Source organism: Fibrobacter sp. UWB11 (genome assembly GCF_900143015.1).
Classification (GTDB): Bacteria; Fibrobacterota; Fibrobacteria; order Fibrobacterales; family Fibrobacteraceae; genus Fibrobacter.
In genome coordinates this window covers 1,049,827-1,063,652 of the sequence record NZ_FSRT01000001.1, presented here as the reverse complement: position 1 = coordinate 1,063,652, position 13,826 = coordinate 1,049,827, and the positions used below count along the sequence as shown (strand labels likewise).

At 42.8% G+C, this 13,826-nt stretch carries 9 protein-coding genes; 4 read left to right on the top strand and 5 right to left on the bottom strand.

Annotated features, from left to right (window positions below):
• Nucleotides 1-17: 17 nt before the first annotated feature.
• Nucleotides 18-3,974 carry a vWA domain-containing protein gene (locus BUQ91_RS04540; protein WP_074208312.1) on the bottom strand — a complete coding sequence of 1,319 codons (3,957 nt, stop codon included), beginning with the start codon at nt 3,972-3,974 and terminating at the stop codon, nt 18-20.
• A 90-nt stretch (nt 3,975-4,064) separates the two neighbouring features.
• On the opposite strand from BUQ91_RS04540, the gene BUQ91_RS04535 reads away from it, so the two are divergent.
• The 4 genes from BUQ91_RS04535 to hisI all read left to right on the top strand — a co-directional run bounded on the left by BUQ91_RS04535 (nt 4,065) and on the right by hisI (nt 9,635).
• A complete protein-coding gene (locus BUQ91_RS04535) occupies nt 4,065-4,739 on the top strand; it encodes a hypothetical protein (RefSeq protein WP_139299688.1) in 675 nt (224 codons plus the stop codon).
• A gap of 173 nt (nt 4,740-4,912) precedes the next feature.
• The gene (locus BUQ91_RS04530) at nt 4,913-7,744 is read left to right on the top strand and encodes a glycoside hydrolase family 2 protein (RefSeq protein ID WP_074208310.1); all 2,832 of its coding nucleotides are present in this window, start codon (nt 4,913-4,915) and stop codon (nt 7,742-7,744) included.
• A 131-nt stretch (nt 7,745-7,875) separates the two neighbouring features.
• Entirely contained in the window at nt 7,876-9,147 is a 1,272-nt protein-coding gene (locus BUQ91_RS04525; RefSeq protein WP_074208309.1) for a glutamate-5-semialdehyde dehydrogenase, read from the top strand.
• 137 nt (nt 9,148-9,284) lie between these two features.
• Entirely contained in the window at nt 9,285-9,635 is a 351-nt protein-coding gene (hisI, locus tag BUQ91_RS04520; protein ID WP_014545150.1) for a phosphoribosyl-AMP cyclohydrolase, read from the top strand.
• A gap of 32 nt (nt 9,636-9,667) precedes the next feature.
• Here the strand turns inward: hisI and BUQ91_RS04515 are convergent, their stop codons facing one another.
• Genes BUQ91_RS04515 through BUQ91_RS04500 form a run of 4 tightly spaced genes read right to left on the bottom strand, consistent with a single transcriptional unit; the run spans nt 9,668 to nt 13,818 of the window.
• Nucleotides 9,668-10,921, bottom strand: coding sequence for a hypothetical protein (locus BUQ91_RS04515; protein WP_254842244.1), 1,254 nt, complete (start codon nt 10,919-10,921; stop codon nt 9,668-9,670).
• Between the two features lie 3 nt (nt 10,922-10,924).
• Nucleotides 10,925-12,181 (bottom strand): hypothetical protein, encoded by a 1,257-nt coding sequence (locus BUQ91_RS04510; RefSeq protein WP_074208307.1) that lies wholly within the window; start codon nt 12,179-12,181, stop codon nt 10,925-10,927.
• A 3-nt stretch (nt 12,182-12,184) separates the two neighbouring features.
• On the bottom strand, nt 12,185-13,471 hold the full coding sequence (locus BUQ91_RS04505; RefSeq protein WP_074208306.1) for a hypothetical protein: 1,287 nt from the start codon (nt 13,469-13,471) through the stop codon (nt 12,185-12,187).
• Complete coding sequence (locus tag BUQ91_RS04500) at nt 13,468-13,818, bottom strand: hypothetical protein (protein ID WP_074208305.1); 351 nt, start codon at nt 13,816-13,818, stop codon at nt 13,468-13,470. Before BUQ91_RS04500 ends, BUQ91_RS04505 begins: the two co-directional genes overlap by 4 nt.
• Nucleotides 13,819-13,826 lie beyond the last annotated feature (8 nt).

Genomic DNA, 13,826 nt, shown 5'->3' with positions numbered 1-13,826 from the left:
CCTAAAAGCCTATTTTATCAATTATAGCACAAAAAATTCATGTTATAGTAGCCATTTTTCTGATTAATCAACGAAGCAACCCCCAACAATTCTCCCGTTGTCCAAGCACTCAATCTATACGGACGACCACCAAGATTATATAGTTTTAGCAAATAACGCTGACCTGGAACGAAATCAAAAGAGTTTTCAGAATACCAGCCAGTGAACGGTATCGTTTCACTTTCAAAAGTCATATATCCAGTCAGCGGAGCACCATCCTCAGCAGAAACGCCAACATGTACCTTTGCGGGAGTCCAATCATTCGGGAAACCAACAATTTCAACCCACAAGTCACCTTCCGCAACAACACTAATAGACTCATTAACATGCAATCGTAAGGGTTTTGTTGAATTGCATCCGTTATCTTCAGGGCAAAGAGGAATCCACTTATTAACCGGATTTGGAGCCATCGTTCCTGCAAAACGAAGATTGTCTATCCAAATATAATCCGCAGAATTCAAAACAATTTGAAAACGTATATCTGAATGAGGTTCAGCAAGCAGTTCAAGAGCCTGCGCAGGCACATCAAACACATAAGACTTCCAATTTCCAAAATAGGGTTGAATATCCTGCAATTGACCAATTTGGATCCGCTTATTGGATGACGGCACAGACATCCACAATTCAACGCTGCCAACCCAATAAACATTTTGCGTATGAAGCGGGACATAAACGTCCAAACTCATTTTTTCACCAACTAATTCAAAATCCGATGAAGATATGTTTCTACTTTCAACAATCTTCCAACCTGCAGGAGTTACCAAACTTTTCATACCTTCACTTTTCGTCTTAGAATCTAAGGATACCGTCGTTTCTACAGAATGCCAATCGCCCTCAAATTCAAACCTACCAACAGCAAATTCAGCATAACTTCTTTCAAGCAAAAGCAAATCATAATTTGCTCCTTTTGACTTAGAACCAATCACTCTAATAATATAACCAGGCAAGGCATATTCTGCAGCAAGCGGGATAGTAACATAGCCATTGTTATTCCCCTGATTCACATCAACAGAGTAAACAGGAACAGATTTATTCACAGCCGAATACACCTGGATTTTATCAAAAGAAGACAAATCCATAGAACTCAAACGCAACGAATAACTTTTCCCCACCTGCGTTCCGATAATTTCAAAACGATCTTCATCACTTCCTGACTGCAAGAACGCATTCACACGAGTCTCCGGCGGAAGTTGTATCAATTTTTCCGAAGGTTCATCTTTACAGCAACCACGAACAACAAATTGACCATTACGGACTAGCTCAAATGGAGTATAATCAATCCTTTCAACAAACGGATAAGAAGCAGGTAAAGAAGAACCAACCCGAGTTGTATGAGCGCGACCATTTTTATTTGAAGCAAAAATTTCCCATTGATAAGGGCCATTTTTGTTAATAGGCGGAAGTGTCGCAAAATAGATACCATCACCCGCACGAAAATCGCCATTTCTACCATCATCACGCAATGTAAATGTTTGAGCAACTCCATCTGGATCAACCAATTTTCCAAAAAAAGCAACATCAGCAAGCAAGGATTCATTCTTACGAACAGAAGCCACAAATGATTTTTGAACAGGCCATTCAAAAGACCCCATTGGAGTCATTTTCACATTCAAGGAATGTTCATGATATTCATTCGTAGCAATAATTCTTAAATCAATTATTTCATCAACCAACTTGTTTTTCACTTTAATAACCGACTGTGACAAATTTGCCAATGTTATAGAATCGACTTCCGCCACGAAATAATTTTCATTCAAAGACGCATTGTTTTTTATCAACATCGGTAAAACAGTTCCCGATTTTGAAATAATTTCAACAGGAGTAGAAATCGCGGTTCCTTTATAGGATCCATAAATCTTAGCATATTTAGTCCTGCTCGGAACATAAACTTCAGCAGATGTTTGATTAGCAGCAACAGAAGCAGACATCAGTTGCTCATTATCAGGAAACGAAGAAAGAGCTGTAGACACGACATCTGTTATTTTTAACGGGAATCGAGCATCATCTTCATAAAAAGAACCGTTTGTTTCGGCCGCCATTGAAGACAGTAATTCTACATCAGCATCATTCCCATATGCAAAAGTATGAATCGCAACATCTTTATTTCTATAGCGACGAATTACCTCTTCCTTAGTATGCGTACTAGACACATCCAATCCATCAGAAATCACATACAGCATTTTTTTACTTGCAGGATTATCCGAAAAATAATCCAAAACAGTATAAACAGCATCAAATAAAGCTGTAGCCCCTTTAGTCGTAACGCCATCTATTTTCATATCTATATCATCAGAATTAGGAGATTTCTGTATTGCATATACATCAAAAAGATTTTTATTAAAAGCATAAACTCCAACAGACACATTTGATTTAGTTTCATCAGATGCACTCGGCGTCCAAGATAAATCAACAAATCCCTGAGAAACAAATTTTGCAGCCATACGAGCCATATCTATTTTTTTCATCGTTCCACCTTCATTCTTTTTTATAATATTCCCTAGATGATCCTTAAAAACTTTAGACATACTAGAAGAACGATCAATAAGTACAATCGTTTCCATTTTAGATTCATCTAGCCATTGAATATTCAAATGTTTATGAGTTTCCGTCCGATACTCAGAAGGTGATCGACCAGCAAGTTCTACTTTCATATAAGGCAAATCATATTTTTTTTCATTACCACAAGTTTCATCACGCACCCACTCTGCATACCCAGCTAAAGTTTTTCCTGTGTATTCATCATAATTCATCAAAAATGATTTAGTCCTAAAAACATCCGTCTCTTTAGGTTTCTTTTTTATAAGCGACCTATACCAATACCTAAAATCATCACCCGGATACACTCCATTTACCAAATTAGTCTTTGGATTTCGAGTCAGAATATCCCATGCAGACAATAAATTACCATCCGCATCTCTACAACAAATGCTTAAAGGTGAACTAGGATTGATGTTAAAAGATGTGCTTAAATTAGCCCACTGCCATTGAATATTGTATGGATCGCAAATAGAAGATGTAGCTACATCATATTGATAATTCATTAAAGAATGAGCAACAGCAACATTATCAGGGCGATCAAAGCCCCAAGCATCCAAACCAGAATCTTTCATAACAACACGTTCTCCATTGGACTTTTTCAATTTAAAAGAATAAATACCATTATCCAAAAGCGAAGCGTCTACTTGGTCAATTATAAAATAATCCGTTACAAAATGTCCAAAATCTTTCTCGCGTCCCAAAGGAACAGGTCCTAAATCAAGCCCTTCAGGAACTCGTCCATCTTTAATAGGAAAAAAATACACAGGGGCTCCATTTGAAAAAGTTGTTAGCAACCATGTTTTAAAGCGATAGATGCTTTCATCATCTAAATTCAAGAGGGAAACAGTAATCACTTCCTTTGCAGGATCAGCCATCAAACGTACCCCAAAATTTTCAGAAGATGTTTTCGAATAGTCATCATCTATTCCATAACGGAAATGCATTGTTTCATGGACTAAAGTTATACCAAAATTAAATCTTTCCTTTTCATCATCCATTTTGGGATAATGGTTATAGCCATCGAACCAAATATCAGAAACACCAATACCACCCCACCCTTGATAAAAAGAACCAGAAGCACCAGGCCACCGCCCCGATTTATTCCAATCTATATCTGTATTTGAACAATTTTTCGAACCAGAATAAATAATCACATTACCAATAAAGTTAGCTCCATTTGTAGCCTCGTACATGCCATCGGCATAGAAACCAATCACTTCCTCATATTTTCGTTTTTCTTCCGCTGTAGGATTTCTTTCTAGGCAAATAGAAACGTCATGGACTTCTTCCGATGGTATTCCGTCGGAATCATAAGCGGTAATTCTAATACGAGAAAATGGAGATTCAGCAGCAAAGGCCGCAGAAAAAACAAATAAGATAAAGATAAAGTATTTCATAATAGGAACAAATTTATTATATTTCCTATACATTTTGCAAACAAAAATTTTTTTTCATTTATTTTCAAAAAAAAATTATATTTAGATTATATGCGTTCTTTGTTTATCATTTTATTTACAGTCACCTTGAGTTTTGCTCAAGTTGGACAAGATCCAATGACTCGTCATCACGACTGTTATTACAGTTCCCCCCTTATCACTCATGATACAATTGATTATGTCAAAGGGATGCAGCTACAAACTCAGCCTACAGACACGACAAATGTCAGTAACGAACCAAGCCTTAGCCATACGGTCGATATTTCGGGAATTGTTGATACCGTAGTAGACTCAGCAATTATAGAAGTCGTTTTACAAAATGGAAAAATTTCTTACAAACGAGCGATTCTTTCTATTGCCGATGACAAGCCTTTAACTTTCGTACATCGAATTCTTTTACGCAACTTTAAAGCAACATCTTCAAAAGAATCCCCTATGACCAAAGCCTTAGATTCTTCGTGGATTTTTGTTCCATTGAGTTTCCAAATTAAGCCCTCTGATTCAATTTTTATAAAAGGATACTCAGCACTTTACCAATACATCTGGTCTGAATTCGATTGCAGATATGACAGTTCTGAAGAGATTAGAGGTGAGTTTTTTGTATATCCAAACACTTCATCCATAAAAAGCACACGAATGCGCAAAGGAGCCGTTATAAAAAAGCGCAACCGAGATGCAATCGGGAAAAAACAAAGCGACAATACAGCGCGAAAAATAGTTTATTGATCCGACTCATTTATAAAAAACTTACGAGAATCGTTCTTTTCTAGAACGGTTCTTTTTGTTACTATTTTCTGAAGTAAAGACGCCTCTTTTGAACGCTTTCGCACCCCCTAGCGCCTAATCCCTAATCCCTAATTTGCTATCTTTTCTTCGGAATTTTATAAAGGATTCTTTTAATGAGCAAAATTATTAGCCTTGATGGCGACTGGCAGATGATCTGGGACACAGAAGATACCGGCATCTCCAATCGTTGGTATGCAACGTATCCTGAAAAGACACAGACTGTTAGCGTTCCCCACATTTGGGAAAGAGCATTTGACAAGCTTTTGATGGCACAGGACTGCGCTTTTTATTTCAAGAGATTCACGATTGACGACGAAAAGCAAGTCACGAAGCGTATTTTCCTCCGTTTTGAAAAGATTGCAACACATGCAACTATTTGGCTGAACGGTAAGCTTCTTGGCGACCACTTTGGTGCCTACACGTCCTTTGTCGTTGAGACTCAAAAGGCAATCAAGCTCGGCGAAGAAAATATCCTTTGCATCCGCGTGGCCAACATGGGTGCAACGAACAGCCGCATTGACTTCGGTCGCGAGAGCAAGGAAGGCGCAAACGACCGCTACGCTCACCCGGGCGAAATGCCGGTGGGTCTCCCCTGGTCGCAGTATCCGTATGGTGGTATCTGCGGTCACGTCGATTTGATTCTCGGTAACGCAGCTTTCATCTCGGATATCCACGTCGAACCGGACATGGACCAGGAACGTGTTTCCGTTGAAGCATTCTTCAACAACCCGCGCGGTTACCAATCCCGCCTCCGCATCCTCATGAAGAACCCGAACGGCGACGTTTACGAATTCTTCAAGGACATCAAGCTCGAAAAGGAAAACGCCACGCAAAAGTTCCTACTCGGCATCAAGGACTGGAAGAGAGACAAGTGCGTCTGGAGTCCGGAACATCCGAACTTGTTCGCCATCGAAATGCAGCTCGAAATCAAGGGCGCAAAGGGCAAGGCTCCGGAATACACCTTCCCTGTGGTAAAGACTTTCGGTTTCCGCAAATTCGATTGTCTCAAGGGCGACTACTACATCAACGATTCCATCGTGAAGCTCATGGGCGTGAGCTACAACCAGCAGTGGAGCGAAGGTGGCCTCTGGACCGACCAGAACCCGGCTTTGGAAAAGGACTTGAACGCAGTCAAGGCAGCAGGCTTCAACATCATCCGTTCTTGCGGCGCTCCGCTCAGCAGCACGGCTCTTGATATTTGCGACAAGATTGGTCTTTTCGTATTCCAGGAATTCCCGATCCACACGATGCGTTCTACCGCCCAGGGTCTCGAAATCACGAAGAAGCTCATCAACGACATGGTGCGTGACCAGCACAACCATCCATGTATCGCAGCCTGGATTCTCGGTTCCGAAAACGGAACATTCATGCTCCAAAACGGTAACAAACTTTTGAATGCGATTAGTCCGATCGACACTTGCCGCCCGGCTATCAGCAACTTCAACAGTATTTACCTCGACAACGAAGCGAATTTCCACAAGGACACGGGTAAGATTATCCCGGTTTCTATCGACCGCATTTCGCAGTACGCGACAATGCGCGTGAACCCGCGCGAAAACCCGAGTGCAACTTACACGCACTACCTCGCCCACATGTTGGACAAGGAAGACACGGAACTCATGGTTCCGGATACGGGCCTCGGCGATAGCCACTTCCAGGACGAAGAAGAACCTGTTTTGAACGATATCGAAAACAAGGTTTTGGTGACGCTCAAGAACAACACGCTGTTCCCGAAGCGCGCAACCACCATCGCCGGTCCTCGTAGCATCAAGAGCCAGAAGGCCATCAAAAACGAATTCAAGTCTGTGGAAACGTTCGTTACGGATAGCAAGCTTTCGATTTGGCCGAACTTCGAATCGTTCAACGCCGATGTTTACCGCATCGCACTCAAGAGCAAGTACGACCAGATTACGGCATTCCAGAGCAACCCGCAGATTGCAGGGTTCTTCATTGACCAGTGGGCCGACAACGGTACGGACTTTAGCGGTTTCAACGACGAAAACAGAAAGTCCAAGGGCATCCAGAACTTTGCCCGCGAAATCACGGCCCCGAGCCGCGTGCTCATCAGCGAATTGGAACATGTTGCGACTCCGCAGAGCGAAGTCAGCTTCCAGCTTACGCTTTTGAACAACAGCCGCTTGGAAGATGTAGAAATCGAAGTGTCGCTTCTTGACAGCAAGGAAAAGGTGCTGAACACGCAAAAGGTTACGCCCGAAGAACCAGCCGACAAGAAGACTCTTACACAACTCGGCATTTGCACGTTGATGGCACCGCGCGCTACAGGCATGTACAAGATCAAGCTCACGCTCAAGGACAACGGCAAGGAAGTCCACTCCAGCTTGGAAGACTTGATTGTCATTGAACAGGCCGACGTGAAGGAAGCCATGAGCAAGGTTTGCTTCTTGGATAACTATGACGAATCGAGCGATGTGCTCGCCGCATTGGATGGTTCCGAACAAATTATCTTCACTGCAAACTTGAGTTCTTGGCCGGATGAAATTTTGGACAAGATTATCGAAGTCACGAAGAAGGGCGGCAAGACGCTGCTACTCTCTGATATGACGACTGAAGATATTGATCTTTTGAACCAGAGCCATCACTTCGAACACAACATCGAAGCTCACTGGACAACTGGCGCAAACGAATTCAGCTTGCACTATTTGCCGAAGGATTCCCCGCTCCTCGCTGTGTTCGGCGGCAACGGCGTTCTCGACCACAACTCTGCATCGGCAATGCCGGGCATTTCGTTGAACGAGCTCGCTGGAGCAAAGGTTTATGCACGTTCTGTAACGCTCAAGGATGGCGAAATCAAGACGGGTGTGGACTTGCAGCTTGTGCCGTTTGGCAATGGCCAGATTATGTTCAACCAGTTCAGCGTGATTGAAGGATTGGAAACAAACGCACTTTCGGATGCGCTGTTCACGGCAATCGTGAACTTGCTGTAATTGGTTCGGCTTTATCACCAATTCGAGAGTCCCGCCCTAGTGCGGGACTTTTTCGTTGCAATACGTCATCCTGAGGACCGAAGGGACGAAGGATCCAGTGCAGCACTTATTAAATTTCTATATTTGCGTTTATGACACAGAATAACGTTAATTTGGAAAAATACTCTGATGAGCTCGCCAACAACGCAAAGAACGCGAGCAAGAAAATTCGTACATTGAGCGCTGAAAAGCGCGCTGCAGTACTCGCACGTGTTGCAGAAATCCTCCGTGCAAAGAAGCCGGAAATTCTCGCCGCCAACAAGCTTGACCTCGAAGCCGCCGCCGGCAAACTCGACGATTCCAAGATGGATCGCCTGACTTTGAACGACGCCCGCATCGAATCGATGGCTAAGGGTGCCGAAGAAATCGCTGCATTTACCGACCCGCTCGGCCGCATTCTTGAATCTCGTGAACTCAAGAACGGCATCAAGATTAGCCGTGTTGCCGTGCCGATAGGTTCTGTGTTCTTTATTTTTGAAAGCCGCCCGAACGTGACGATTGATGGAGCTTGCCTTTGCTTTAAGGCTGGCAATGCCGTAATTCTCCGTGGCGGAAAAGAATCGCTCAACTCCGCAAAGTGCCTCGCCGGGATTTTCCACCAGGCTCTTGAAGAAAATGGCGTCGACAAGGACGCTGTGCAACTCGTGACCGAAACGAGCCATGACCTTGTGGGCATGCTCTTACAGCGCAACGATTGCCTCGACCTCGTGATTCCTCGCGGTGGCGAACGCTTGATCCGCGCAGTCGTGGAACAGAGCAAGATTCCTGTCATCAAGCACTTCAACGGCATCTGCCATGTGTACGTGGACAAGTCCGCAGACATGGAAAAAGCAGTAAACATCTTGATTAACGCCAAGACGCAGCGCACCGGCGTGTGCAACGCCATGGAATGCGTCATCATTGACCGCCATATCGATGATGCAAACGTCAAGAAACTCATTGATTGCCTCGCTGATCGCGGCGTGGAACTCTTTGGCAACAAGGACGCACAATCGCACGACAGCCGCATCAAGGACATCGGTGACGACAGCAACTACCATCACGAATACCTCGCTCTCAAATCAAGCGTCAAGTTCGTGGACAACGTCGAAGAAGCATGCGACCACATCGAAAAGAACAGCAGCCGCCACACGGAAGCTGTTGTTGCAGAAGATGCAAGCGTTCAAGACTACTTCGTTGCAAATGTCGATAGCAGCAGCGTCATGGTGAACGCCAGCACGCGCTTTGCAGACGGTGGCGAATACGGTCTCGGTGCCGAAGTGGGAATTTCCACCGACAAGCTCCATGCTCGCGGTCCGATGGGCGTCGAAAGCCTCTGCAGCTACAAGTGGATTCTCCGTGGCAACGGACAGGTTCGCGGATAATACAGATGCGCGTCATCCTGAGGAGCAACGCTCCGAAGGATCCAGAGCAAAACTCACTGGATTCTTCGACTACCCCTATCGCCTGCGGCTCCAGGGTCCGCTCAGAATGACACAAGATGAATAAAGAGTAAATTACTATGAAATTTGAAGATTTAATCAAAGAAGTAAAATTCGAAGTGGAATTCGGTGGCGTAAAACTCGCACCGGCAATCGTTCAAGATGCCGACAAAGGTGACGTACTGATGATGGCATGGATGAACGAAGAAGCACTCCGCCGCACACATGAATGTGGCGAAATGGTGTTCTGGAGCCGTAGCCGCAAGGAATACTGGCACAAGGGCGACACAAGCGGAAACGTGATGACAGTCGTCGAATGGGCCGCTGACTGTGATTCTGACGCACTGCTTTTCAAGGTGCGAATGAAGGGACCGCAGGTCGCTTGCCACACAGGCGCTCGCAGTTGCTTCTTTAAAACATGCGATAAGTAAAATTCAGCTCGGCTAAAAGCCGAGCTTTTTTATTACCAATCCCCTATGCCCAAACCAAGGGCAAACGTATGTCGAACAGTTCCAAACTTTTTATTGTTCCCAATGCCTTCCTGCTTAAAGGAACCGAACTGAACCATATACTTAAAGCGCAATAAACAAGAAAAGGTCAAATAGCTGAAAGCGTTTCTCGGAATTGTTGACCAGAATCGATAATCGACATTTGTTCCCAACGCAAATTCATCCGAAGATTCAGCATTTACCGCACTCTCAAAACTTGTTCTCGAATAACCTAAAAACGGTTCAACGCGAATATAGCGAGAATCAAATGCGGTAAAGCCCAAATTCAAGCCATAAGTAACATCTTCCTCGCTATCGCCATCAGAAGTACCTTTAAATTCTGGCTTTAAATAAGTAATCAAGCCATAAGAATAGTAGCCGTTCAAACTGATTCTCCAAGAACGTAGCGACAATTCAATCATGAACGACGTTCCCATTTTACTATTCAAATAGTCCGTACCTTCCCCACTCAAAGTACCAAGCCACTTGTACACATACAAATTACTCCCACCTGTATAATATTTATGCGCAAAAGGATCCTTGCGATACAAGCGATGTTTATTCATTATCTTTTGAACAAACGGAATTATCTGGTTCTTTAAATAAGAAGAATGTTTTGAAGAAGGATAATCTTGAACAAAATTTTGAGCCGCAATTAAAAATGCCTCGGCACAAGTCGTATCCTTGATATAATACATGTAGCGCACGGAATCTGAAGAATAAGAGCGCAATGTTTTATAACCCAACAGAATTTCGGAATAGAGCAAGGTCCTGTACAAATCTTTAGATTCCTGCTTGATGTCTGAAGAATCTACGCGAGCAATCAACGAATCCGCTATAGGCTTTTCAAACGGCGAAAGATGCCTATACAAATAGAGATTCAAGCCATCGTCTTCCCTAAAGCGCATCTCAAATTTCTTCGAGTATGCAGAATCCATGAATGCGCGCCTGCCATCCGTATAAATCGCGATTGCATCATCGAAACGCTTGAGTTCCATATTCACTAAATATTCTTCAAACAATTCCAGCGGAGCGCCTACGCTGACATTTTCTTTGAGGTAATCAAAAGCGGTCGCAGCGCGTTCATAGTCCTCATTTTTTAAGGATTTATGCAACGCTTCGCGAGCACGCAAGAATAAAGATTTCTTGGAAACCATTTGCGATTCTTGAGCCCAAAGGCTTGCCGCAAATCCAAGCATCATTACGAAAAACAAACAACGTATTTTCATAATTTACCAAAGTTCCGCACCGATGCCAAATGCAAAAGTATGCCTAACTGCGCTAAAATCCTTGCCATTGTTACAGCAATGTTCTTTAACAGAGCCTACATGCAACATGTACCTAAAGCGCAACAAGAACGAGTAAGACATATTCCCTACAGAAGAAGGCTGGGCTGCATAAAAGCGAAAATCGACATTATTGCCCAACATAAATTCTGGAACAAGCGTTGTACTTGCAAGGTGATCATACATCAAGCTAGATATACCGGCAAAAGGTTCTACACGCAAATATCTAGAATCGTAAGCGACAAATCCAAGACTGGCGCCAACCGCCCATGAGCCTTCACGTCCAAAAATATTAGCCCCCTGCGATGACATCCGCCTCAAATCAACATCGCACTTATTAAAATTATATCCGGTAATATAACCAAACGACCAGAACAAGCTCAAATCAAATCGTTTTACACGAAAATCCAAGCCAATTATAATGGGTGAATCTGTTTCATACTTTAGATAATCACTCGCCTCGCCTGTCATAAAACCAAAGCCCGTGTACAAATAAAATCCAAATCCACCCGTATAATACTTTTGTCCCCAAGGATCCTGTTTAAACTGTTTTTGCTCATCCAAATATTTTTGGTAAGGCTCAACAAACAAATCCTTCAAATACTTAGCATGATCCGAATAAGGATACTCCTCAATATATTTTTTCATTAACGCTAGGAATTCCTCAATAGAAGACAATTCCTCATTATAGTTCAATACAACGATATCGTTCCCGTTCTGCGTCGTAGAAGAATGAGCGGTAACAAAATCCAAATAAACAAGAGTTTTGTGCAAAAGTTTGTACTCTAGCCTTTCTTCCGAAGCATCTATACGAACACATAATGAATCGATATTTTGTTTTTCCATTTGATTTGTTCGTAACAAATAACGATTTAACAAATCTTCAGTTTCAATACGACTTACAACAGGGCGCGTATAATTTTTATCGAAGATATCCCGATGAATTTCACCGTAGAAAATAAGAGCATCCTCAAATCGACCCAATTCGAGATTCACCAAATACTCTTCAACTTCCGAAAGCGGAGCGCCATTCTCTACATTCGTTTTCAAGTAGTCCAAAGCTTCACCGGCGCGTTCCAAGTCGCGACTTTCCAAAGACTTTCGAAGAACATCTCGAGCACGGTCATACAACTCTTTCTTGGATGGCTGCGAGAAGGCAACAACACTAAACAAAAATAAAAGAAGAAGAATTCGCAACTTCATAATTTACCACAAATAAATTCCAAGTCCAAGATTGAAGAAAAAGCTAGTCGTTTCGCCCTTAACATATTTATGATCAAACTCAATATTCGAAAAGCCAAGTTTGCCTACAAGAGAAAAACTTGCAAACGCGCGATCGGCATAAAAGAGATACGCCGTAATGAACTTAAAATCTACGTTCACGGCCGCAGTAAAAGTCATCGGGCCAGAATCATTGCCATAAGCCACCCACTCGTCATCTTTCGGACGCATTTCCATGAACGACTTACCCCAAGCAAGATAGGGACGCACTTTAAGATAACGACTGTCATACGCTACAAAGCCAAGCCCAAACTCATAAGTATGGCTCCCCATCATTCCATTATTGACAAGTTCACCTAAAATTGCAAAGCGCATAATTTGAGCATACAGCTCAATGTTGATAGGCAAATTTTCAGCTTCAAAACGGTCCTTGTTATAGAAATTCTTGGAACCAGACGCACCACCCAATGAGATAAAGAGCGCATTCACACCGAATCCGCCAGAATACAATTTTTCCTGTATGACATTCTCTTTTTGCTCTTTACGCCTTTGCAACATGAATTCCGTAGGATCCATTCTTGAAAGAGGCAAATAAATGCAATTCTTTATCCACGAAACATCAGGATCATTCGAAGGATCTGCAATAAGCGATTCCGCCAAATGCAGAACAATCGTTCCATACTTTTCGCTCTTGTACGCTTCAGGGAGCAAGAGCAACATTTTGAGTTTATCACGTTTGCGCTTCGGGAGCTTTTTTAAGACTTCTTCATTCAGTGAATAAAATTCATTTTTAAACGCAGTGCGTTCACGCATCCGTTGTTGCAGATAAATTTCTAGACCATCTTGCGACGCGAACACAACATTTTGTTCGTAGCGTGACGTATCATAAACACCTCGATAAAATTCAACGAGATAATCAAGCAATTTATCATATTTTTGAATTTCAATATAAATCACTTCCTTTTCAATAGAGCTCAATGGAATGACCATACGAGATTCCATCGTCGAAAGCGTATCCATAAGTTTTAAGACTTGGGGATAGTCCTTGCCTTTCAAGGATTCGAGAAGATTATCACGAACCTTGTAAATCGGCTCCATATCCGAAGATTCTGCAATCAGGCTCTGTTCAAATTTGCTTAGACCCGGTTGTTCCTTCTCGGCTGGGGCATTGAGCATCAGGCTTTTTTCAAATTCGTCAAAATTTTTATTCGACGAGGCTCCCGCAAATGCGACTATCGTCCATAACAATATCAAAAGGCTCAATTGTTTCATTTGTGAGCCTCTTCCGGAAGATAGTACAAGTCAACTACAGACGCAGTAGCGCCATAATACTCGCCAGTCTTTTTTACAAAAACAAAGTTGGCACCTTGTTTTCTAGCCACAGCTTTAAAGCCTTCCTCGTTACTGGATGCAGATCCAGACAACAGAAGCGTATTCACATGTTCAGCCTTTTCAGGAATTATCGGAATTATAGACGCCGGTATAATAGAGACTTCGACAGATTCATCAAGCGGCTGTCGATGCAGGGATTGCTGCGTCCCATTTTGATTTGAACCAGCGCAGCCCGCAAAAGACAATGCGAGCAATGCAATAGAAATTTTCTGCCCAACCAATCTCATTTATCATC